The 20,444-nt window shown below is 58.5% G+C and carries 24 protein-coding genes; 8 read left to right on the top strand and 16 right to left on the bottom strand.

Features of this window, described 5'->3' with window-relative positions; all coding sequences use genetic code 11:
• Positions 1–90 precede the first annotated feature (90 nt).
• The 4 genes from I8E17_RS10575 (at position 91) to I8E17_RS10560 (ending at position 2,546) form a co-directional block, all read left to right on the top strand.
• Complete coding sequence (locus I8E17_RS10575) at positions 91–351, top strand: accessory factor UbiK family protein (protein WP_069612652.1); 261 nt, start codon at positions 91–93, stop codon at positions 349–351.
• 391 nt (positions 352–742) lie between these two features.
• Positions 743–1,243 carry a YbjN domain-containing protein gene (locus I8E17_RS10570; RefSeq protein WP_219510689.1) on the top strand — a complete coding sequence of 167 codons (501 nt, stop codon included), beginning with the start codon at positions 743–745 and terminating at the stop codon, positions 1,241–1,243.
• A 1-nt stretch (position 1,244) separates the two neighbouring features.
• Positions 1,245–2,084, top strand: coding sequence for a pyrroline-5-carboxylate reductase (proC, locus tag I8E17_RS10565; RefSeq protein ID WP_069612650.1), 840 nt, complete (start codon positions 1,245–1,247; stop codon positions 2,082–2,084).
• A gap of 120 nt (positions 2,085–2,204) precedes the next feature.
• Positions 2,205–2,546, top strand: coding sequence for a tRNA-binding protein (locus I8E17_RS10560; RefSeq protein ID WP_069612649.1), 342 nt, complete (start codon positions 2,205–2,207; stop codon positions 2,544–2,546).
• A 34-nt stretch (positions 2,547–2,580) separates the two neighbouring features.
• Here I8E17_RS10560 and I8E17_RS10555 read toward each other — a convergent pair whose 3' ends face one another.
• The 6 genes from I8E17_RS10555 to I8E17_RS10530 form a co-directional block, all read right to left on the bottom strand.
• Complete coding sequence (locus tag I8E17_RS10555; protein ID WP_069612648.1) at positions 2,581–3,162, bottom strand: DUF1349 domain-containing protein; 582 nt, start codon at positions 3,160–3,162, stop codon at positions 2,581–2,583.
• Between the two features lie 11 nt (positions 3,163–3,173).
• The gene (locus tag I8E17_RS10550) at positions 3,174–4,556 is read right to left on the bottom strand and encodes an ATP-binding protein (protein WP_069612647.1); all 1,383 of its coding nucleotides are present in this window, start codon (positions 4,554–4,556) and stop codon (positions 3,174–3,176) included.
• Positions 4,557–4,579: 23 nt separating this feature from the next.
• Entirely contained in the window at positions 4,580–5,281 is a 702-nt protein-coding gene (locus I8E17_RS10545) for a response regulator (RefSeq protein ID WP_069612646.1), read from the bottom strand.
• Positions 5,282–5,357: 76 nt separating this feature from the next.
• On the bottom strand, positions 5,358–5,828 hold the full coding sequence (locus I8E17_RS10540; RefSeq protein WP_176728011.1) for a MarR family transcriptional regulator: 471 nt from the start codon (positions 5,826–5,828) through the stop codon (positions 5,358–5,360).
• Positions 5,829–6,282: 454 nt separating this feature from the next.
• Entirely contained in the window at positions 6,283–6,546 is a 264-nt protein-coding gene (locus I8E17_RS10535; RefSeq protein WP_069612645.1) for a hypothetical protein, read from the bottom strand.
• Between the two features lie 247 nt (positions 6,547–6,793).
• A complete protein-coding gene (locus tag I8E17_RS10530; RefSeq protein WP_069612644.1) occupies positions 6,794–7,432 on the bottom strand; it encodes a DUF1236 domain-containing protein in 639 nt (212 codons plus the stop codon).
• Between the two features lie 245 nt (positions 7,433–7,677).
• Here I8E17_RS10530 and I8E17_RS10525 point away from each other — a divergent pair, with 245 nt between their 5' ends.
• Positions 7,678–8,322: an MBL fold metallo-hydrolase gene (locus tag I8E17_RS10525; protein ID WP_015340593.1), complete on the top strand. Its 645-nt coding sequence runs from the start codon at positions 7,678–7,680 to the stop codon at positions 8,320–8,322.
• An 8-nt stretch (positions 8,323–8,330) separates the two neighbouring features.
• Here I8E17_RS10525 and I8E17_RS10520 read toward each other — a convergent pair whose 3' ends face one another.
• The 5 genes from I8E17_RS10520 to I8E17_RS10500 form a co-directional block, all read right to left on the bottom strand.
• Complete coding sequence (locus I8E17_RS10520; RefSeq protein ID WP_069612643.1) at positions 8,331–8,879, bottom strand: nucleoside kinase; 549 nt, start codon at positions 8,877–8,879, stop codon at positions 8,331–8,333.
• 322 nt (positions 8,880–9,201) lie between these two features.
• Positions 9,202–9,639, bottom strand: coding sequence for a BA14K family protein (locus I8E17_RS10515; RefSeq protein ID WP_069612642.1), 438 nt, complete (start codon positions 9,637–9,639; stop codon positions 9,202–9,204).
• Positions 9,640–9,787: 148 nt separating this feature from the next.
• A complete protein-coding gene (locus tag I8E17_RS10510) occupies positions 9,788–10,003 on the bottom strand; it encodes a cold-shock protein (protein ID WP_004116423.1) in 216 nt (71 codons plus the stop codon).
• A 498-nt stretch (positions 10,004–10,501) separates the two neighbouring features.
• The gene (locus I8E17_RS10505; RefSeq protein ID WP_069612641.1) at positions 10,502–11,392 is read right to left on the bottom strand and encodes a DMT family transporter; all 891 of its coding nucleotides are present in this window, start codon (positions 11,390–11,392) and stop codon (positions 10,502–10,504) included.
• 99 nt (positions 11,393–11,491) lie between these two features.
• Complete coding sequence (locus tag I8E17_RS10500) at positions 11,492–12,652, bottom strand: PQQ-dependent sugar dehydrogenase (RefSeq protein WP_069612852.1); 1,161 nt, start codon at positions 12,650–12,652, stop codon at positions 11,492–11,494.
• 516 nt (positions 12,653–13,168) lie between these two features.
• Between I8E17_RS10500 and I8E17_RS10495 the strand changes: the two genes are divergently transcribed.
• The gene (locus I8E17_RS10495) at positions 13,169–14,371 is read left to right on the top strand and encodes a pyridoxal phosphate-dependent aminotransferase (RefSeq protein WP_069612640.1); all 1,203 of its coding nucleotides are present in this window, start codon (positions 13,169–13,171) and stop codon (positions 14,369–14,371) included.
• A gap of 140 nt (positions 14,372–14,511) precedes the next feature.
• On the opposite strand, the gene I8E17_RS10490 is transcribed toward I8E17_RS10495, so the two are convergent.
• Positions 14,512–15,567 (bottom strand): calcium:proton antiporter, encoded by a 1,056-nt coding sequence (locus I8E17_RS10490; protein WP_112720949.1) that lies wholly within the window; start codon positions 15,565–15,567, stop codon positions 14,512–14,514.
• 270 nt (positions 15,568–15,837) lie between these two features.
• On the opposite strand from I8E17_RS10490, the gene I8E17_RS10485 reads away from it, so the two are divergent.
• The gene (locus I8E17_RS10485) at positions 15,838–16,119 is read left to right on the top strand and encodes a DUF2188 domain-containing protein (protein ID WP_069612638.1); all 282 of its coding nucleotides are present in this window, start codon (positions 15,838–15,840) and stop codon (positions 16,117–16,119) included.
• Here the strand turns inward: I8E17_RS10485 and I8E17_RS10480 are convergent.
• Both I8E17_RS10480 and I8E17_RS10475 read right to left on the bottom strand, forming a co-directional pair.
• Positions 16,116–16,631, bottom strand: coding sequence for a GrpB family protein (locus tag I8E17_RS10480; RefSeq protein ID WP_113366421.1), 516 nt, complete (start codon positions 16,629–16,631; stop codon positions 16,116–16,118). The genes I8E17_RS10485 and I8E17_RS10480 overlap by 4 nt on opposite strands.
• Positions 16,632–16,633: 2 nt before the next feature.
• On the bottom strand, positions 16,634–17,548 hold the full coding sequence (locus tag I8E17_RS10475) for a LysR family transcriptional regulator (protein ID WP_069612636.1): 915 nt from the start codon (positions 17,546–17,548) through the stop codon (positions 16,634–16,636).
• 92 nt (positions 17,549–17,640) lie between these two features.
• On the opposite strand from I8E17_RS10475, the gene I8E17_RS10470 reads away from it, so the two are divergent.
• Complete coding sequence (locus tag I8E17_RS10470; protein ID WP_176728009.1) at positions 17,641–18,618, top strand: NAD-dependent epimerase/dehydratase family protein; 978 nt, start codon at positions 17,641–17,643, stop codon at positions 18,616–18,618.
• Positions 18,619–18,737: 119 nt separating this feature from the next.
• Here I8E17_RS10470 and I8E17_RS10465 read toward each other — a convergent pair whose 3' ends face one another.
• Both I8E17_RS10465 and I8E17_RS10460 read right to left on the bottom strand, forming a co-directional pair.
• The gene (locus tag I8E17_RS10465) at positions 18,738–19,850 is read right to left on the bottom strand and encodes an alkene reductase (RefSeq protein WP_069612634.1); all 1,113 of its coding nucleotides are present in this window, start codon (positions 19,848–19,850) and stop codon (positions 18,738–18,740) included.
• Between the two features lie 150 nt (positions 19,851–20,000).
• Complete coding sequence (locus I8E17_RS10460) at positions 20,001–20,294, bottom strand: metalloregulator ArsR/SmtB family transcription factor (RefSeq protein ID WP_069612851.1); 294 nt, start codon at positions 20,292–20,294, stop codon at positions 20,001–20,003.
• Between the last annotated feature and the right edge of the window lie 150 nt (positions 20,295–20,444).

Genomic DNA, 20,444 nt, shown 5'->3' with positions numbered 1-20,444 from the left:
TGCATCAGCCCCTTGGAAATCCTACCTCAGCACTATCTGGCCCATATCGATGCCTGACCGTTGAGGGCCGACGGCTGCAAGGAGATTGCCATGAGCACTGGACCGAACCGAATCTTGGATGAATTCGCCAAGCTGATGACCGATGCCGCCGGTGCTGCCCAGGGCGTGCGCCGCGAAATCGAGACCGCCTTCAATGCCCATGCCGAGCGCTGGCTGAACAGCATGGATATCGTCAAGCGCGAGGAATTCGAGGCCGTTCGCGAAATGGCGATCAAGGCGCGCGACGAAAACGAGGCACTGCTGGCAAGAATCGAAGCGCTCGAAGCCAAGCTCGCTTCAAAGGGCAAATAAGCCTGGACTTCTGTTTGCTGATCGGCGCGGCACCCGTTTGCCGTGCCTTTTTCCTCTGAAAATTTCCGTCCGTTTTTCCACCTGTGGACATAGGCAAAAAAGCCAATCGCCAGAGTCGGTTATGACTCCCTTCTGAATAGACGTCGGAAGAGCTTTCCACAGTGCCGTTTCCAAAAATAACCGTTCGGGGGCTGGCATGCCGGGCATGCCGCTATACACTGATTTTAAATGATGATTCGAAACGGACTTGGTAAGCCCCGGGCATGGTGGAAGCGTTAGTCTGGCAGCCGTTCAGCATCATCCCGAGGATGTTTCCGGAGTAAAATTGTTTGCGTTCTTTCAGTGTCGAGCCACGGGAAAACTGCAACCGATCCGGTCAAGAAGGTGCTGCATGAGCCTTATGGAAATGGAAGCCGAACGACAATCGAATCCGGTCGACATGATCGAATTCGTTGCTGCCAACAACGACTGGTCGTTTGAACGGTCGGGCGAAGACGAAATCGCCATGACCGTCGAAGGGCGATGGACCGACTATCACGTTTCGTTCTCCTGGATGGAGGAATTCGAGGCGCTGCACATAGCCTGCGCGTTCGATGTCAAGGTTCCGGACCCGCGCGTCAACGAGGTGATCAAGCTCTTGTCCTGCATCAACGGGCAGGTGCTGATGGGCCATTTCGATCTGTGGCGTCAGGAAGACATCGTCATCTTCCGTCAATCGCTGCTCTTGTCGGGCGGGGCGGAACCCACGAACAGGCAGGTGGAAGTGCTGCTTTCCAACTCGCTTGACACATGCGAGGCTTACTATCAGGCTTTCCAATTTGTCGTATGGTCCGGGCTCGATGCAAACCGCGCCATGGAAGCCGTACTCTTTGAAACGGTAGGCGAAGCGTGACATGACAGGTGAACAATCCGCCAATGCATTTGCATCCTCCGGGCCAATCGTTCTGATCGGCGCGGGCAATATGGGTGGCGCATTGCTGACGGGATGGCTGAAAAACGGCGTGCCGGGCTCTTCGGTCGTTGTCGTCGATCCCAATCCGGCCGAAGCGATGCGGAAAATGATTGCGGATGCGGGCGCAAGCCATGTCACCGAAGTTCCGAAAGGCTTGACGGCGGGCGTTCTCTTCATCGCCGTCAAGCCGCAACTCATGGACGCGGTTCTGCCGCCGTTCAAACCGCTCGTCGAAGAGACGACCGTCGTCGTCTCCATCGCGGCCGGCAAGACGCTCTCTGCGCTTGAGACGCATCTGGGAGACGCGGCCATGGTGCGCGCCATGCCGAATACGCCCGCCATGGTCGGGCGCGGCGTGACGGGCGCTTTTGCCAATGCGCGTGTAAGCGACCGCCAGCGGCAGCTGGTCCAGAACCTGTTGAAGGTATCCGGTCCGGTCGAATGGGTACCCGCCGAAGCCGATATCGATTCGGTGACTGCGGTTTCGGGCAGCGGGCCTGCCTATGTTTTCTATCTCGTGGAATGCATGGCGGAGGCGGGCCGAAAGCTTGGCCTGCAGGCGGACCTCGCCATGCGGCTCGCACGGGAAACCGTCGCGGGGGCTGGTGAATTGTTGCACCAGTCTCCCGACGACGCTTCGCGTCTGCGTCAGAATGTGACCTCTCCCGGCGGAACGACTGCGGCGGCGCTCGGCGTGCTGATGGCGGAAGACGGCATGCAGCCATTGTTCGATGCGGCTCTGGAAGCAGCGCGCAAGCGGGCGCAGGAACTGGCAGGGTAGCAATTTCAGAAAAAGTGCATAGCGGTTTTCCGTCTGGAATTGCGTAAAAGCAAGAGATGGAACGGTTGAGCAGTTCCGCGAAGCGCTGAAGCGTTCCAGGTTTTCGATAAGGGACAGGGCATGACGGAAGAGATCACCTATGGCGATTTCGAGCGGGTGGATATCCGCGTCGGAACGATCATCGAAGCGGAGACTTTTCCGGAAGCACGCAAGCCCGCATACAAGCTCAGGATCGATTTCGGGCCGGAGATAGGCATCAAGCGCTCCTCCGCACAGATCACCGTACACTATACGCCGGAAACTCTCATTGGCCGGCAGGTGCTGGCCGTGGTCAATTTCCCGCCACGCCAGATCGGACCGGTGCGTTCCGAAGTGCTGACGCTCGGTTTCGAGGATGAGTCCGGCGCGATCGTTCTTGCTGCGGTGACCCAGCCGGTGCCGAACGGTAAGAAGATGATGTGAGCGGTACCCCTTTCGCAATCGAAGGGAAGTGCCCTCAGTGGATGTCCCTCGATACCAAGTCGGTCAGGCTGAAATCGAGGAATTCCGCCTCGAAACCTTCGCGTTGCGGCGAGCAGAAAGCGGGACCGACCGACACTTCCTCCAGCATCGGATCGAACCAGGCGAGCCTCGCCATGCGCCATTCGCTCATTCTGTCGGTGCGATACTGGATGAAGAGGGCATCGCCGTTGCGCGTGACCCGCGCGGACATGGCGTCGAATTCATGATCGAGCCGGAAGGCCGACCAGTCAGAATTACCATTGGTGACGACGACGCTGAAATGCCTGGCGCCGTCGGTATATTCGATCCCGCATTTCATCCAGCGCCTGGCATCGTGGCGGATCATCAGGCCGGCCTGATCGTAAAGCTCGCGATAGTGGCCGACAAAGGTAACTGCTGCGGTGAAATCGCCACGGCGCGGCGTGCCGAGAAAATGACCGTTGTCGCGATGGAAGCCGTAATAGGTCTCCTGCCAGAAATCGGTCTTGTCGCCGGAACGGACAAACAATCGTCCTTGGTTCACCTCCCACATCGGCGGCGCATTCAGCCAGTGCATGCCATCGATATCGATCGCCATGTAACGCCTCCTCAGGCGGGAATGCGGATAGTGGCGCGCAGACCGCCGAGCGGGCTGTCCCCAAGCGTGACGTTGCCGCCATGGCTGCGGGCGATGTCGCGCGCGATGGCAAGGCCGAGGCCTGTGCCCGACTTGTCGAGATTGCGGGCCGAATCCAGCCGGAAGAACGGTTTGAAGACATCATCGCGTGCCGCGGCCGGAATGCCGGGGCCATCATCATCGAAAATGATCGTCAGCCATTTGGCGCTGTGCCTGGCTTCGATGCGTAGGCTGTTGGCATAGCGCCGGGCGTTGGTGGCGAGGTTCGTCACCAGGCGGGTAAAGGCATTCGGCCGGACGGAGATTTGATCGTCACCGTCGATGGAGAAGCTCATGGATTTACCGTGCAGCGTGAAGTCCTGCTGGATCTTCTCGAAGATATCGCTGAGCTTGAACTGACCGACATCTTCTTCGGCCTCGCCGCGTGCGAAGGCCATATAGCCCTCTAGCATGCTTTGCATGTCCTCCACATCTTCGCTAAGGCCGGCAAGATCCGGATTTTCCCCGACAAGGGCAAGTTGCAGCTTGAAGCGGGTCAGAACGGTTCGCAGGTCATGGCTGACGCCGGAGAGCATCGCCGTGCGCTGCTCGATCTGCCGTTCGATGCGCTCGCGCATCAGGATGAAGGCGAGACCGGCGCGGCGTATTTCGTCGGCGCCCCGAGGGGAATAGTTTTCCAGTCGCTGTCCTTTGCCGAAGCTTTCCGCCGCCTGGGCGAGAGCCAGGATCGGACGGATCTGGCCGCGCAGGAACAGGACGGCGATACCGATCAGGACCAGAGACGTGCCGACCATCCACAGAATGAAGATATGGGTATTGGACGCATAAGTCTGGCTGCGCTTGGCGAAGACGCGCAGCACCTTGTCGGGCAGTTTGATGCGGATTTCGACCAGGCTGGAGTTGCCGACCGTATCGATCCAGAAGGGCAGGTTGATCTGGTCGCGGATCTCGTCGCTCAGAATGCCGTCGAGGATCGAAAAGAACGGTTTTTCGGCGGGCGGCGGCAGCTCGCCACCCGGTTCGATCGAAATGGCGAGATCGAGCTTCTGGCGCGCCATCTGGGTGATGGCGGAATAGTCGGCATCCTGCGGATAGGTCTGGATGATGGTGATGATGGCGGCGATGTCGCGCGTTGTCGCCATCGACAGGCGCTGAGTCACCATCTGCCAGTGGCGCTCCATGAAGACGACGGTAACCACCGCCTGCAGGATGATCATCGGCAGAATGAAGATCAGCAATGAGCGGGCATACAGGCCGGTCGGCAGGATATAGCGACGCATCCAGCGCGAAAGCCACCGCAATCCGTTGGACGGCGTGTGATCCTGGTCGCGTCTGATTGAATCGAATGTCACCATCACCTGGTCCCGCGGAGCCGATCTCAGTCTATGCTAAGGCGGTAGCCAATGCCACGCACCGTCTGCAGCCAGATAGGGTTGGCCGGGTCGTCTTCAATCTTTCGGCGCAGCCGGTTGATCTGTACATCGATCGTTCGTTCGCCTACCTCCGCGTCATTGCCGATGAGTTCGTGACGCGGGATAGTCTCTCCGGCACGCTTGGCAAACAACAGCATGATTTCCTGCTCGCGGTCGGTAAGCCGGATGAGTTCCGCCGCCTTCTTCAGCTCCTTGCGGGTGAGCGAAAACGTGTAAGGTCCGAACATCACGAGCTCGATCTTCGGGGAATCGGCGGGCGCGTTGCGGCGAAGGATATTGTTGACGCGCAATACCAGTTCGCGCGGGTCGAAGGGCTTTGGCAGATAGTCGTCCGCGCCGGCCTCAAGGCCTGCTATACGGGAATCGGCTTCAGCCAGCGCCGTCAACATGATGATCGGAATGTTTTTGATCGCCCGCAGACTCGACGTCAGCGCGATGCCGGATTCGCCGGGCATCATCACATCCATGATGATGAGGTCGAAGTCGAGCCCTTCCAGCTTGCGGCGGGCTTCAGCGCCATCGGCGGCAGAGGTGACGCGAAAACCTTTCTCCATGAGGTAACGATTGAGGAGGGCACGGATACGTGTGTCGTCGTCCACCACCAAAAGATGTGCTGCGTCATCCGAGATTGCTGCTTTTGTCGTCATTCGGTTTGTCTCGATCCTGTCCTACCCATCGATTGCATTGAGGCACTCCGCACCGGCACCGCGGGCTGAACCGCCGTCATTTCCCCGTCTGCATTCCTCTCAGGAAACGCTTCACGCTTTCGCGTGTCGCTTCCGACGCGCCTTCGAATGCCCTTTCAATGCGGCGCGATTGCGGCTCGGCCAGCGCCAGCGCCAGATCGCGGCCGGCTTGCGTCGGATAAAGCTTGCGCTGCCGCCGGTCCTCCGGACCTGCGACCTGGCGAATATAACCCGAATCGATCAATTGTTTGAGAACCCGCGCCAAACTCTGTTTGGTGATCTGTAATGTTTCCAGAAGATCCGCAACCGTCATGCCGGGTTCGCGGTTAACGAAATGGACGACACGATGATGGGCCCGGCCGAAACCGCTCTTGACGAGGATCTGGTCCGGATCGGAGACAAAATCACGGTAGGCGAAGAAAAGCAGCTCGATAATCTCGAAATCAATGCTTCCCGCATTCTGCATCGGTGTGCCCAGCAGCTCCGTTTTTGTCGCATTCTGGCTCATCTGTCGTGGCACCGTGACATTTCCTTTCCTATTATGGAGCATTCGGGAAACTTCCGCGAAAATATGTCAGCTCTGTTGACGCATTTTTACGTCGTTGCCCGCTTTTGCACAATGCCGTGCGGCCCGAACGGGCTGCCCTGTCGGGAAATTAAGTGCGGTCCCCAAAACTCCAACATATCCTGTATATCAATCCGTTGCCACAGGGGCAGAATATGGCCGATAGCAATCATGCCTTGAGGTGGCGAGATTGTTCGAGAACAATGGAGCGAGAGGCAGGCGCCCTTGCTGAAGGTCGCGCATGTCCGGCCGTCGAGCGACAACCATCGTGAAAGCGGGTATCTTTTCCGCGCCATCCGCTTCAAGGTAGGGGCGAGATGCGCCTGTTGCCAAACGGAATTGATCTTGATCCGCACAAGCCGGTGTTTGTCGGCCCGGCTTGTGCGATCCGATCTAGTTACGACTTACGGCCGAGAACGGCACCGACGATCGCGGAGAGGACGCCGCCGGCGACCAACGAGGATATGGCTTGCGCGATGAGGCCGGTGAGAGCTTCGCTGCCGATCAGGTTCAGGATCAGGCCGCCGCCAAGGCCGCCCACGGCACCGGCGATCGTTCTCGCAATGAGATTAATCCCATCCTGCTTCAAAACGGCGCTCGCGGCGTTGCCACCGATCGCACCGGCAATCAATTGCGTAATGATAGGCCCTAGACTTTCCATGACTGCCCTTCTCCCATAATTCCGGAGACGCTTCCGGATGCCCTCTCGCGGCGTCCCGGATCGATGCCAGGGAGCGGCGATAATCCTTCATGGATATTAGGATTACATCATGCACGGATCGCTGGAAATAGAAGGGCAACTCAAACGGGAGAATTCCCTAATAATTTCAGGGGAAATCCTCGGTCTAGACATGCGGCTGACCCGCCGCATGTCAATTTCGCCATCTTATGCGGTCCTGCGAGGCGAATCAGCGGTAGACGTAGACGATGCGGCGTGTACCGGGATCGACCAATACGGGTTGGTGGTTTACCTCGACGTAGCTGTATTGGTAGTCTGGAATACGGTGTACTTCCACGCTTTGCGGAACGGTGGCGCCGACCGCCAGATCTCCGCGCAACTGCACCGTATCGACCGGATTGTCGTCGATATAGGTCCGGACCTCCTCAGGCGGCGTGATTGCGACTACATCGCCACCGCTCTGATCGACGGGACCCAGCAATTCGTCGCTCGGATCGGGCTGAACGCGCTGGACGCTGCCGGTCTGGACCGGGTCGGTCTGTTCATAGGTGATGGTGGGGATGCCCAGATCATCCCGGTGGTCCTGAACGACGACCGAGGTGCCATTCTGTTCGACGCTCAGATATTGCGCATAGACCCAGCCGCGCATGCCGTTGACGTCGACCCGGCACCAGCGGCTACCTTCGACGCAGCCGTCGAGTGTTGCTTCGGACCCGCGGGTGGCGACACCAACGGTCGGGAATTCCGCACCCGGCCCGGAACGAACTTCTATATCCGTGGCGGTGGTTGCGGCCATCTCGGCCTGGGCGAGACCCGCACTGCCGAGAAGGACAAAGCCCGTCAGCAACAGATTTCTCTTCAAGGACATTGGTTTTCTCCTTCTGTCTTGAAAGACTTATCTTCAACGTTTCGAGTGGCTGAGTGTTCCGGTTTGCCGGAGGCCAATAGGTCATCGTTCGACGGGATGATCAAATAATCATTTGAAATAAATGGATATTATCGAATCTTGAGTTTCGGTTGCCGCGTTCCCACCACTTTGAAGCTTCGGGGGCTGCTTTGTCTGATGTTTGCCGTTATACCGGCAGTACGACGATCAAACAGACGAGGCGCTCCATGGGCATGCTCCAGGCCGGCATCATTCCGGTGACCCCCTTCGAACAGAACTGCACCATCCTGTTCGATCCGGAGACCAAGGAGGGCGTGGTGGTCGACCCGGGCGGCGATGTCGATATCATCCTGCAGACGGTGCGCGAGAACGGCATTACCCTCAAGGCCATCTGGCTGACACACGGCCATATCGATCATGCCGGCGGTGCCGACGAGGTGCGTGAGGCACTCGGCATCGAGGTGATCGGCCCGCACGAGGACGATCGCTTCCTGCTCGAGGATATCGAAGCCAAAGGCAAGATGTTCAACATCAGCGGCGTGCGCAACGTTACGCCGGACCGCTTCCTGAAGGAGGGTGACAAGGTTTCCTTCGGCGAGCATGAATTCGAGGTTTTCCATTGCCCCGGCCATGCGCCCGGCCATGTCATCTATGTCAATCGGAAGCAGGGCTTTGCCCATCTCGGCGACGTGTTGTTCAACGGCTCGATCGGCAGAACGGATCTGCCTGGCGGCAATCACCAGCAGCTTTTGGAATCGATCCGCGACAAGGTTTTCCCGCTTGGCGATGAAGTCGGCTTCATCTGCGGCCATGGGCCAGGCAGCCGGATCGGAGACGAGCGTCGCACCAATCCCTTCCTGCGTGGGCTGTAGGCAAAGCGTTACCAGCGGGCCTTTTGCCCTGCATTCTCGTGGCATCTGGAAAGAATATCGTCGACAACGCTGGCAAGCGGCGCTGTCGCGTCGATGCCTATCGCGTTCTCCGGAATGTCCTCCTGCATCGCGTGCAATCGCACGATGATGTCCCGCTCGGCGGGCTTGCCGCCAAACTCATCTTCCGGTCTGGCGGCAAGCCGGCGGTTTAGTGTGTCCAGATCGACGTTGAGCACGAAGACCTCATCGAACAGATCGATAAAGCGATGAAAATTCCTTGAGCCGCCGCAGAAGAAGGTGGTCGGATGGCTTCGATCGGCGACGAGGGATTTGACCTTGCCGACATCCCAAAGATGATGTCTGTGCCTGAAGGCCACATCCCCAATGTGCTCCTGAAGGGCAGAGGCATCCAGCGGTTCGCCCGTTTCTGGATCGCCCTTATAGGCCAACTCACGATCGCCATGGATGACATGGTAGCCGCGCCGCTGCAGCTCTATGGCGACTGCGGTCTTGCCGGCTCCAGAAACGCCGTCGATCAAATAGTTCCTGACGCCCATTCTCCAACCTCTGAAAAGCTTCCTCGCGCGGCCAGAAATGATAGCAACACGCATGAAATGCCAGTGCGACCATGACAGGACATTATCACAGAGTGTCTGGATGAGAGTTTTGGGCGCAATGGCACCGGCGTTCTTGTCAGAGACGTTGTTTCAGAAGAGGCGTGGAGCGTTTAGTGAGCGAGAGACGGCAATGCGGGGACGCTGTCGCAAATCCAGGCGGAAAGACAAACGCTTCGCGATAGGGAGCTATTCCGCATCAATCAGGCGCCGCTCGAAAGCGGCGCCTTGGTTCCCCGCATTGTCATTCGGGGCACGTCTGAAATCAATCGGCCGTGCAGAAATGGCGCATGCCGTCAAAGCCGACATAGGTGCCGGTGCGGCCATCGAAGCTTCTGTAGCGGTCGTAGCAATAGCGCATCCATGCGGACGACCAAGGACGCAGACCGTATGCCGGCGCTGGCGCATAATAGCTGACGTCGCGTTCGACATAGACGCGGCGCGGTGCTGGGCGATAGTAGTAGCCAGGGGGAGGAGCGTCGTAGCCTGGGCCGACATAGGCTGGGGCCGGTTCGACGTAGCGCGGCTGGCTGGCAATGGCGGAGCCGACGATCAGGCCGGTTGCGAGCCCGGCGGCGCCGAATGCCCAGCCGTCTCGGTTATGATGGCGCCAGTATTCGTCGGCGGAAGCGGCACTTACGGAAGTGATCGTCAATGCCGCCGCGACGGCGGACATGACAAGCGTTTTGCCGAGTATGGTCATTGGCCTATCCTCTAACGGAAGCGAGACAAAAGTCATTCCCGCCCTTTCATGGGAGGCAAATTATACGTGGCAAACTGAATGCAGACTGAATGACAAAACCCGGCATTGCTGCCGGGCCTCAACTCGAATTTGAAAGCCGTAAGGTGTCTTAGCCAGCAATCTGCAGATTGACGGCCTTCGGCCCCTTGCCGCGGCGATCCGGTTCCGTGTCGAAGCTTACCTTCTGGTTTTCCGACAATCCTGCCAGACCAGAAGCCTGAACTGCAGAAATGTGTACAAAGATGTCCGCGCCACCCTTGTCCGGTTTGATGAAACCGAAGCCCTTATCGGTATTGAAAAACTTTACAGTGCCAGTCTCGGCCATGCCTCAGGTCCTTTTCTCTCTGCCCACCATCCACACGGGCAGCATTACTTGTGTTGCCCTTGCGGGCGCTTGCAGGCAGTTCTCGAAATTTGAAGGAAAAGGTCCCCGTAACTCGGCATGATCTCGATGCGATGTTTGCCACCCCGCTTCTCGACCAAGCTGACCGGAATATTAGCGTTTCCGGCTCGCAATTCTATTAGGACTTCCCATGCTCTAAAAATGCCCGAACACCGTTGAGAGTGCTGTGTTTATGGGAAATTGGCAAGCAAAAGTTTTTTAACGTGGCACAACAGGCACAATACCGTAACGCGAATATGTTAAGGCGATTCGCAAATTTTCCCACTTTGAAACAAGTTTCTAAGGGTTTTGCATCGCTCGCGATATAGTTTTGGCGAAATTTCCCCAAATCCGCTGGTGTGAACAGCCGTTTTCGATTGTTCGAAAAATTTTGGCATGCCATGCTGTCAAGCGCCTAAAAGCGCGCATTTCCGGCGTTTTTTATGCTGTGGCGTCGCGCCGCCGAGTCAATTCCGGCACCAATTCCACGGCCAGCATCGCCGTAAACATCAAGGCGCAGCCGGCATAGCCGAGAGGGCCGATGGTTTCGCCGAGCAGCAAGGCTCCCAGCGAAGCCCCGAACAGTGCCTCCGAAGACAGGAAGATCGCGGCTTGGGGAGCAGTCGTATAACGCTGCCCGATGATCTGCAGCGCGAAAGCCAGGCCCGAGGAAAAGATGCCGACATAGAGGATCTCGCCGAGTGCGGCGCTAATATCGGCGATGCTGATTGGTTCGATGGCGGCGGCAACCGCGAGGGCGAGAAAGGCGGTGACGGCAAACTGGGTGGCGGAAATACCGAGCGGCCGGCCAGTCTCGTTGACGGCGGAGCCGGCGAGCGTGATTTGCGCTGCCCAGAAGAGCGCGCAGATCACGGTCAGGAAATCGCCGACGGTAAGGCGCGAGAAGGAGCCACCCGACAGCAGGTAGATGCCGCAAAGCGCCATCAATGCCGCGGGCCAGATGACCCAATGCGGCGAGCGGCGCAGAAAGATAACGGCGATCAGCGGCACGAAGACCACGTAAAGACCGGTGATGAAGCTAGAATTCGTGACCGTCGTTGTCAGCAGGCCGAGCTGCTGCGTTGCCGCTCCGCCGAAGAGAGCGAGGCCAATCAGCAGAAAGGAGAGCCAGTTGCGAGGCGTCAGCGGCTTGGCGGCCTTCCTGTTTTCCATCCACACGAAAGGCAGGACGACCATGGTGGCCACGGCAAATCTGAGGCCGATGAACCAGAAGGGCCCGATCGCCTTCATCGCTGTCGATTGCGCAACGAAACCGCCGCCCCAGATCGCGGCGGCAAGCAACAACAACAAATTCGCCTGTATGCGAGACATCTGCATCCTGCGGGAAGGGGAGGAAAGAATGAGGCCGACCGTTAGCAGCTGCTTTTGTTTGCGGCAAGGCCGAAAGATGCCCCAAGCGGCGCGTTGAGCCTAGCTTGCTGCTCTCGAAATCCTCAGAAGCGCACCGTCGCTTTCATCCGTCGTGATCAGCAGCGCACCGTCGGGCGCGACCGTTATGTCGCGCAAGCGGCCGAATTTTCCCTCGAACATGCGTTCCCGCTCGGTGATTTTGCCTTTGCCGTCCTGGTTTAGCCGTGAGAGCAGCTCGAATTTCAGCGCCGTGACCAGGAAATCGCCGTTCCATTCGGGAAACATCTTGCCGCGATAGACTGCAATGGCGCCGGGGGCGATCGAAGGGTCCCAATAGAAGCGCGGCTGCTCCATACCTGCCTTTGCGGTGCCGATGCCGATTTTCGTGCCGTTATAATTGACGCCATAGGAGATGACCGGCCAGCCGTAGTTCTTGCCGGCTTCGGGCGTGTTGATCTCATCGCCGCCCCGGGCGCCATGCTCGGCTGTATAGAGCCTGTTCGTCTCGCTATCGAAGGTGATGCCCTGCGGGTTGCGGTGGCCCTTCGACCAGATTTCGGGCAAAGCGCGCTTGCCGTCCTTGAACGGATTGCCGGCGGGTATGCTTCCATCGGCGCCGATGTGGATGATGGAGCCGGCGTCGTCCTGAAAGTCCTGGGCGCGGTCCTGTTGGCCACGGTCGCCGAGGCTGACGAAGAGGCTGCCGTCGCGGGCAATTGCGATGCGCGAGCCGTACTGGATATTGCCGCGCGAGAGCTTGTTCATCAGGAAGATGCGCTTCACATCCGTCAGCCGAGTTTCGTCCGGCAATAGTCTGGCACGAAAGACAGCCGTGCCACTTCCGCCATCGCCTGCCACGGAGGCCGTGAAATACAGGATGCGGTTGCTGGCGAATTTCGGATCAAGGGCTATATCGAGGAGGCCGCCCTGGCCATGCGCGTAAACTTCAGGCACGCCTGATATCGGGGCCGAGACCTTGCCGTCGCGGATGAGGCGCAAGCGGCCGGGCCGCTCGGTCACGATGTAGGCGCCATCCGGTAGCGCTTCGACCGCCCAAGGGTGATCAAGCCCTGTCGCGACCGTCTCGACTTTGACATCAACCTTTTGCGTCTTGAAAGTCTGCATCGGTTCGGCAAGTGCCGATGTTGTCACAAGCAGGGCGTATGCCGCCACGGCGATCGCAAATCCGCTTCTACCTATTCCTCTTTTGGCTCCGCGCATCCGTCCGACCTCCCAGTAGGCTCGCTTTTGCAAGGTGGGGCCGTTCAGTTGCCATTCAAGGCGGGTTGCGGAGCCGATAACGTCTTTGTGTTCTCGCTTCCCTCTGAAGGAAGCTTTCGGATCTTCCGAACCCATCTGCGGCGGTAGTGCTTCCTGCCCAAAAGGAGTGTTCAGCTTGCGTTATGAGAATCGGATACTCATGAAGTATCTGATCTGCAAAAGAAATCTCCCCTGTCTTCAGAATATGATTCAGGCGCTTCGCGTGATGATTCAAGTTGAGAGGGCGCTACGGGTGCGGGTTGTGGTCGATCCGATCTTAGCGAGGCGGCGCGTGGTTTGTTGGCCAGGCTTCTAGCCGGATAAGGAAAGCTTATGCGCACGGGCCGGAAAGCCATGAAATAAAGCCACTGTGACGCCTTTGTGCTTGAAACGTCGGCCCATATTCGACATAGAGCTTAGCGCAGAAATCTGGTCCACAGGCTTTCTGCCATTTTCAACCGAATAGGACCGATCACCATGGCCTTTCTTGCCGACGCTCTTTCCCGTGTAAAGCCTTCTGCCACCATCGCCGTTTCTCAGAAAGCGCGCGAGCTGAAAGCAAAAGGACGCGACGTGATCGGCCTCGGCGCCGGTGAGCCGGATTTCGATACACCCGATAATATCAAGGCAGCCGCCATCGATGCGATCAACCGCGGCGAGACGAAGTACACGCCGGTTTCCGGCATCCCGGAACTGCGCAAGGCGATCGCCGCCAAGTTCAAGCGCGAGAACAATCTGGAATACGCTCCCGAGCAGACCATCGTCGGTACCGGTGGCAAGCAGATCCTGTTCAACGCCTTTATGGCGACGCTGAACCCGGGCGATGAAGTCATCATCCCGACGCCTTACTGGGTTTCCTACCCGGAAATGGTGTCGCTGTGCGGTGGCACGCCGGTTTTCGTTGCCACGACACAGGCGAACAACTTCAAACTTCAGCCGGCCGATCTTGAGAAGGCGATCACGCCGAAAACCAAGTGGTTCATGTTCAACTCGCCGTCCAACCCGTCGGGCGCGGCCTATTCGCATGCCGAGCTGAAGGCGCTGACGGACGTACTGGTCAAGCATCCGCATGTCTGGATCCTGACCGACGACATGTATGAGCACCTGACCTATGGCGAGTTCAAGTTCGCCACTCCGGTCGAGGTCGAGCCGAGCCTCTACGACCGCACGCTGACGATGAACGGCGTGTCGAAGGCCTATGCGATGACCGGCTGGCGTATCGGCTATGCTGCCGGCCCGCTGCAGCTCATCAAGGCGATGGACATGATCCAGGGTCAGCAGACCTCCGGTGCGACCTCGATCGCCCAGTGGGCGGCCGTCGAAGCGCTGAACGGTCCGCAGGACTTCATTCCGCGCAACAAGAAGATCTTCGAAGGTCGCCGCGATCTCGTGGTGTCGATGCTGAACCAGGCGAAGGGCATTTCCTGCCCGGTTCCGGAAGGCGCCTTCTACGTCTATCCGTCCTGCGCCGGCCTCATCGGCAAGACGGCTCCGACGGGCAAGGTCATCGAGACGGACGAAGATTTCGTCTCCGAGCTCCTGGAGTCGGAAGGCGTCGCCGTCGTTCACGGTTCGGCTTTCGGTCTGGGCCCGAACTTCCGCATCTCCTACGCAACCTCGGAAGAGTTGCTCGAGGAAGCCTGCCGCCGCATCCAGCGCTTCTGCGCAGCCTGCAAGTAAGCGGTCGAAGACAAATCAAACGAAAGCTCGCCAGAGATGGCGGGCTTTTTGCGTTCAGGCCGTTGGTTCTGCCCTCATCAACTGAATCAAGCGCTTCGCAATTTGAATCCGGATATGGGAGCAAGTGCTTGAAATCGGAATCAAAGACCGAGCGCGGTCAGCATGATGAAGGTGGCGAAGAGGATGAAGTGCGTCATGCCTTCGATGGCGTTGGTCTCGCCGTCGTTGAGATTGATGGCGGCGGCGATCAGCGTGATCATCACCATGACCGTCTGCACTGGCGACATGGCCATCATGAAGGGCTGGCCGGTATAGAGCGCAATCGCCTCCATGACGGGCACCGTCAGAATAACCGTCGATAGCGAGGCGCCCATCGCGATATTGACCGTCGCCTGCATGCGGTTGCGCAGGGCTGCCCGCAATGCCGTCAGGATTTCCGGAGCAGCCGAAATTGCCGCGACGACGATGGCCGCGATGGCGGGCGGCGCTCCCGTGCCCTTTAGGCCGGTATCCATGAAAGCCGACATGAATTCCGCCAGCAAGCCGATGAGCACGACGCCGATCAGGATCGTGATGATCGACGTGGCTGTGGATTCCTCGTCGTGATCTTCTTCCGTTGCCGCGTGCTTCTTCTCCGTGCGTGGATAGCTGTAGCTGAAGAAATAGCTGTGCTTGCCCACCTGCATGCGCAGGAACAGCGCATAGAGGGCGATCATCGCGACGATGGTGAAAGCAGAATAATAGTGCCATTTCATATCGGGAATGAATTCCGGCACGATCATCGAGATGCCCATGGCCGTCAGGATCATGACGCCATAGGTCTTGCTGGAATCGTCATTGTAGGGCTGCTCGCCATGTTTCAGTCCGCCCAGAAGAGCAGCAAGGCCGAGGATGCCGTTGATATCGAGCATGACGGCGGCATAGATCGTGTCGCGCACCAGCGTCGGCGAACTCTCGCCGCTCATCATGATGGCGAGGATGATGACTTCGACCGCAACGGCAGAAAGAGTGAGGATCATCGTGCCGTAGGGATCGCCGACCTTGACGGCGAGCGTCTCGGCATGATGGGCAACGCGCATGGAGGCCAGTACGATCGTCGCGATCAATGCCGCGGCTCCGATCATCGATGCGCCTTGGCCCATTTCCAGAATGGAATGCTCGCCGAAATAGGCGCCAACGGCAACTATCAATGCCACCAGCAGGTTTCCTTCCTGCTTAAACCACTTCGCTACGATCACTTTCCCACCTTTGCGCCGATTCACGGTTGCACTCTAAAGCAAGGAGTTCGCACATCAAGCTTGCGAGAGAGAGGGCGAAATTTGCAGTTAACGCGGTTTAATGGAATACTGCACGGATAGGTCTGCCCAACCACAATACCGCGGCATCCTCGAATCCGTCTCAGATGCACGCGATCCCGCCGGCAACGTCCGGTTCCAAGGTCTTGGCAGATGAGAAGGAGGATCTGAATGGTCAAGGTCGTTTATGAAATCGTGCCGCATGACGGTGGTTGGGCTTATCGCTTCCGTGATGTTTATTCGGAAGCATTTCCAACACATTCCGAGGCAGTGGAGGCCGCGAGGATCGTGGCGGCGGAACAGCAGATCGGGGGAGATTCAGCCGAAATCAGCTGGCAGGACGAGAGCGGCAAATGGCATGAGGAATATGCCGACGGCGGTGACCGACCTGAAACGGAAGTTATCGACGGCCAGGTGCATTTCCCGCCGGTCGATACCGCTCCAGGCGCCTAGATCTGCCGCTGGCCTACTGCCTTTTCGATAACCGTGTCGACGAAATGACGTTTCTCGGCAGTGTAGCGATCGCCATCATGTCGATGCATTCCGGCGAGCTCCAATTTCAGCGCGGCGTAGGCTGCCGCTTCTGCAGGATGCGCTCGAATATAATCGCGAAAGATCACCCGGCGCTCGTGGGTCCGGTTGTTCGGCGGGCAGAGATAAATTCGTTCCGGTGGTCTGCCGTCGCGTCGCATGAAGGCCCAGACATCATCATCATAACGATTGCCGCGCGGTTCGTAATTCTGCTCCAGAAGAATCCGGGTCGCCGCAGGCACATCGGCTGAGCTGCGCAAGATGATATCGATGTCGATAAGCGGTTTCGCGACGATCCCGGGAATGGATGTGCTGCCGATATGTTCGATCGTCACGACATAGGGCGCCAGCAATCGTTCGAGCTTTTCGCGGATGCGTTCGAAATCTCCTGGCCAGCATGGGTCGTACGGCACCAGTTCCACAGCTGTTCCCATGGTCAAAATCCATTCTCCACGTTATTTTCCTTGATGTAGTCAAGCAAACCCGTCACCAGGGCATCGAATGTCACGCGGCAGCGTGGCGATGTCTTCAGATTTTCATGCATGACGATCCAGGTGTCGATCTCCACCTTTATCTCTGGCAACATCTGCACGAGGTTTGGATCGCGGCTTGCCAAGGGGATCTGATAGAAACCGATGCCGATGCCGGCGCGCAGCGCATTGTGGAGCGCGATGCTGTGATCGGAACGAAAGCTGAAGGAAGCGCCGTCGAGCATTGGATAACGCTTCAGCATCATGCGTATATAGGCAGTCTGTCGATCGAAGCCGATGAGCTTGTGCCGACGCAGTTCCTCGAGGGTTTCAGGCTTGCCGTACCGCTCGATATAGCTGCGGTGGGCGAAGAGGCCGAGAGAGATGATGCCGATATGCCGGGCGAGCAGTGCTTCTTGCGCCGGCGCGACCATGCGCACGGCGATATCGGCCTCACGTTGCAGCAGATCTTCCACCGTATCGGAGGCTGAAAGCTCCACGATCAGATCGGGATAGATTGCCTGCAACTTGGCAAGGATCGGCGGCAGCACTTCCGTGCCGATGACTTCGCTCGCGCTGACGCGCACTGTTCCGCTGACCTTGTTCTTCGAGCCGGAGGCCGCGCGCAACAGTGCGGCGGTCGTGTTCGCCAAAGTCTCGGCATAAGGTTTCAGAACGAGGGCGGTGTCGGTCGGCAACAGCCCCTGTTGCGAACGCGTGAACAGCTCCGCACCAACCGATTGTTCCAAGGCGTCGATATGACGGCCGACCGTCGGCTGTGTCAGGCCGAGTTCGCGCGCTGCAGCCGACAGTGAGCCGTGCTCCAGCACGGCAAGAAAGGTGCGATAGAAATCCCAGCTTGGTTCGGATAGTGACGTCATGCATTTATGTATATCATCTGCAGATTTTTCAGCAATTTCGTTTATCGCCGATACCAAGCATAGTCAGCCCATCGAAACCGATGGAGACGGCGATGAGCAACAATGAGGAAAGCACGAAGACGGCCCTGATACTCGGCGCGACCGGCGGCATTGGCGGTGCTGCCGCGCAAGGGCTTGCCCTTCGCGGCTGGCGCATTCGGGCGCTGAACCGCAATGCGGCCGAGGCGGCCCGCCGCCAGCCGGAGTTCGACTGGTTCCAGGGCGATGCCATGCAGGCGGATGATGTTCTGAAGGCGGCGCAGGGCGCTGATGTCATCGTGCATGCCGTCAACCCGCCCGGCTATCGCAATTGGGGTAAAGTCGTCCTGCCGATGCTCGATAATACCATTGCCGCCGCGAAGGCGGTCGGTGCGCGGATCGTGCTGCCCGGTACGGTTTACAATTTCGGTCCCGATGTTTTCCCGAATGTCACGGAAGACAGCGCGCAACGTCCGAAGACTCGCAAAGGCGCTATCCGCGTGCAGATGGAGCGGCGTCTGAGAATGGCGGCGGAGCAGGGCGATAGCCCGGTTATCGTCGTTCGCGCTGGCGATTTCTTCGGTGGATCTCGCGCCAATAGCTGGTTCTCTCAGGCCATGGTGACGCCGGGCAAGCCGGTCAGCTCCATCACCTACCCGGGCAGGGCCGGTCTCGGACATCAATGGGCCTATCTGCCTGATGTCGCCGAGACCATGATCCGGCTGATCGAGAAGGGCGACGAGCTGCCGGCTTTCGCGGTTTATCACATGCGGGGCCTTTGGGATGGAGACGGTAGACAGATGATCGAAGCCGTGCAGCGCGTCCTTGGACACAAGGTGAAGGTGAAGCCGTTTCCCTGGTGGATGGTGCCGCTAGCCTCTCCCTTCGTTACATTCATGCGGGAACTGCGCGAAATGAGCTATCTCTGGGATGTGCCGCTGGAAATGCGAAACGACAGGCTGGTGGCTGTTCTTGGCGAAGAACCACATACGCCGATCGACGAGGCAATTCGCAGCAGCCTAGCGTCGATCGGCTGCCTGCGGGCCGCATAAGCGATACCCCGATCACCCTATTAATCAAGCTATGTCCGTTGAAGCTCAGGTAATGAAAAACCCTCGCAACATGCGTTGCGAGGGCACTCCGTTGATAAGATGACTCTTCTGAGCTTCGTTCAAGCAACCTCGTCCAGGGTCGGATAGTCGTCGTAGCCCTTGGCGCCGCCGCCGTAGAGCGTTGCCTGGTCCCATTGGGCGAGCGGTGCGTTTTCCTTCAGGCGCCGAACGAGATCCGGATTGGAGATGAACGGCTTGCCGAAGGCAACGACATCGGCCTTGCCGCTGTCCACGGCTTCGATCGCCATCTCGCGGGTATAGGCATTGTTGACCATCCAGCCGGCCTTGCCGCCTGCGGCCTTGTAGGCTGCGTGCAGGGCATCGTAGTCGAAGGGCAGGAAGTCACGCTTACCGCCGGTCTGCCCTTCGATGACGTGGATATAGGCGAGGTCATATTTCGCCAGACCTTTAACGACGTAGGTGAAGAGCTGTTGCGGCGCCGGATCGCTGGCATCGCCGGATGGCGTGACAGGCGAGATGCGGATCGCCGTGCGGCCGGCACCGACTTCCTTGGTGACGGCATCGACCACTTCGAACAGGAAACGCGCGCGGTTCTCGATTGCGCCGCCATACTGGTCGGTGCGGTCGTTGACATTGCCGCGCAGGAACTGGTCGATCAGGTAGCCGTTGGCGCCATGGATCTCGACGCCGTCAAAGCCGGCATCGATCGCGGCGCGGGCCGCCTTGCGGTAATCCTCGACGATGCCCGGAATTTCCGAGGTTTCTAGCGCGCGCGGTTCGGAAACATCGGCAAAGCCGCCGGTGCCGTCGCTGTTGACCAGATAGGTCTTCGAATTCTCAGCGCGCTTGGAGGTCGACGAGACCGGCTTGCCACCATTCGGCTGCAGGGTCGTGTGGGAGATGCGGCCGACATGCCACATCTGCACGATGATCTTGCCGCCATTGGCATGCACGGCATCAGTCACCTTCTTCCAACCATCGAGCGCTTCCTTGCTGTAGAGGCCGGGAACGTTGGCGTAGCCCTGACCCTGATGGGTAATCGCCGTTGCTTCGGTGATGATCAGCCCGGCAGTGGCGCGCTGGGCGTAGTATTTGACGTTCAGTTCATTCGGCACTGCATTCGGCGAGCGATTGCGCGTCAGAGGTGCCATGACGATGCGATTGGCGATGGAAATATCACCCAGCTTCGTCGGTTCGAATAATTTGGTCATGGATCGTCCTTTCTATTGGGGGCGGGGAAATCAGGACGAGGCGATCGCCAGGTCCGAAGAACTATGGTGGTTAAGGCAGCAGCTTCTTGGGGAAGATTGCGTCGGTGACGGGGGATATGGGCGCAAATACAGGGAGCGCAGCAGACATTTTCAGAGTTCCTTCTGCATGGCCGCGAGGAATTCGGCGATCGTTTCCTCGTTCCGCTTGTAGAAAATCCACTGGCCAAGGCGCCGCGTCGTCACCAGGCCGGCGCGATGCAGCGTGCCGAGATGCGCCGAGACGGTCGATTGCGACAGGCCGCAGCGCTCGAACTGGCTAGCGCAGACGCCGAGCTCCAACGGGTGTTCCTGGGTCGGGAAATGGGTGTGCGGATCTTTGAGGTGGTTGAGGATTTCGAGGCGGGCCGGATGGGCCAGAGCCTTCAATATCTCATTCTTGTCCATGGCGTTCACCATATGAATATCGAATAATTACGATTTATGTATCGACGATTTTCGATATATCAAGGGCGACGCTGAAGATTATTTCAAAGCATGTCGCGCAAAAATGTGTCGCGGTTTGCGCGGCCGACATGCGCAAAATCAAGGACCTAA

The organism is Rhizobium sp. AB2/73 (assembly GCF_020871915.1).
In the GTDB taxonomy this organism is placed as follows: domain Bacteria; phylum Pseudomonadota; class Alphaproteobacteria; order Rhizobiales; family Rhizobiaceae; genus Rhizobium; species Rhizobium dioscoreae.
Note: the sequence above shows the minus strand (reverse complement) of the source record. Positions and strands in the feature narration are given on the sequence as shown.

Coding starts and splice junctions, on each gene's coding strand:
- I8E17_RS10575 (WP_069612652.1), top strand. CDS start 91: ATGAGCACTGGACCGAACCGAATCTTGGATGAATTCGCCAAGCTGATG.
- I8E17_RS10570 (WP_219510689.1), top strand. CDS start 743: ATGAGCCTTATGGAAATGGAAGCCGAACGACAATCGAATCCGGTCGAC.
- proC (WP_069612650.1), top strand. CDS start 1,245: ATGACAGGTGAACAATCCGCCAATGCATTTGCATCCTCCGGGCCAATC.
- I8E17_RS10560 (WP_069612649.1), top strand. CDS start 2,205: ATGACGGAAGAGATCACCTATGGCGATTTCGAGCGGGTGGATATCCGC.
- I8E17_RS10555 (WP_069612648.1), bottom strand. CDS start 3,162: ATGGCGATCGATATCGATGGCATGCACTGGCTGAATGCGCCGCCGATG.
- I8E17_RS10550 (WP_069612647.1), bottom strand. CDS start 4,556: ATGGTGACATTCGATTCAATCAGACGCGACCAGGATCACACGCCGTCC.
- I8E17_RS10545 (WP_069612646.1), bottom strand. CDS start 5,281: ATGACGACAAAAGCAGCAATCTCGGATGACGCAGCACATCTTTTGGTG.
- I8E17_RS10540 (WP_176728011.1), bottom strand. CDS start 5,828: ATGAGCCAGAATGCGACAAAAACGGAGCTGCTGGGCACACCGATGCAG.
- I8E17_RS10535 (WP_069612645.1), bottom strand. CDS start 6,546: ATGGAAAGTCTAGGGCCTATCATTACGCAATTGATTGCCGGTGCGATC.
- I8E17_RS10530 (WP_069612644.1), bottom strand. CDS start 7,432: ATGTCCTTGAAGAGAAATCTGTTGCTGACGGGCTTTGTCCTTCTCGGC.
- I8E17_RS10525 (WP_015340593.1), top strand. CDS start 7,678: ATGGGCATGCTCCAGGCCGGCATCATTCCGGTGACCCCCTTCGAACAG.
- I8E17_RS10520 (WP_069612643.1), bottom strand. CDS start 8,879: ATGGGCGTCAGGAACTATTTGATCGACGGCGTTTCTGGAGCCGGCAAG.
- I8E17_RS10515 (WP_069612642.1), bottom strand. CDS start 9,639: ATGACCATACTCGGCAAAACGCTTGTCATGTCCGCCGTCGCGGCGGCA.
- I8E17_RS10510 (WP_004116423.1), bottom strand. CDS start 10,003: ATGGCCGAGACTGGCACTGTAAAGTTTTTCAATACCGATAAGGGCTTC.
- I8E17_RS10505 (WP_069612641.1), bottom strand. CDS start 11,392: ATGTCTCGCATACAGGCGAATTTGTTGTTGTTGCTTGCCGCCGCGATC.
- I8E17_RS10500 (WP_069612852.1), bottom strand. CDS start 12,652: ATGCGCGGAGCCAAAAGAGGAATAGGTAGAAGCGGATTTGCGATCGCC.
- I8E17_RS10495 (WP_069612640.1), top strand. CDS start 13,169: ATGGCCTTTCTTGCCGACGCTCTTTCCCGTGTAAAGCCTTCTGCCACC.
- I8E17_RS10485 (WP_069612638.1), top strand. CDS start 15,838: ATGGTCAAGGTCGTTTATGAAATCGTGCCGCATGACGGTGGTTGGGCT.
- I8E17_RS10480 (WP_113366421.1), bottom strand. CDS start 16,631: ATGGGAACAGCTGTGGAACTGGTGCCGTACGACCCATGCTGGCCAGGA.
- I8E17_RS10475 (WP_069612636.1), bottom strand. CDS start 17,548: ATGACGTCACTATCCGAACCAAGCTGGGATTTCTATCGCACCTTTCTT.
- I8E17_RS10470 (WP_176728009.1), top strand. CDS start 17,641: ATGAGCAACAATGAGGAAAGCACGAAGACGGCCCTGATACTCGGCGCG.
- I8E17_RS10465 (WP_069612634.1), bottom strand. CDS start 19,850: ATGACCAAATTATTCGAACCGACGAAGCTGGGTGATATTTCCATCGCC.
- I8E17_RS10460 (WP_069612851.1), bottom strand. CDS start 20,294: ATGGACAAGAATGAGATATTGAAGGCTCTGGCCCATCCGGCCCGCCTC.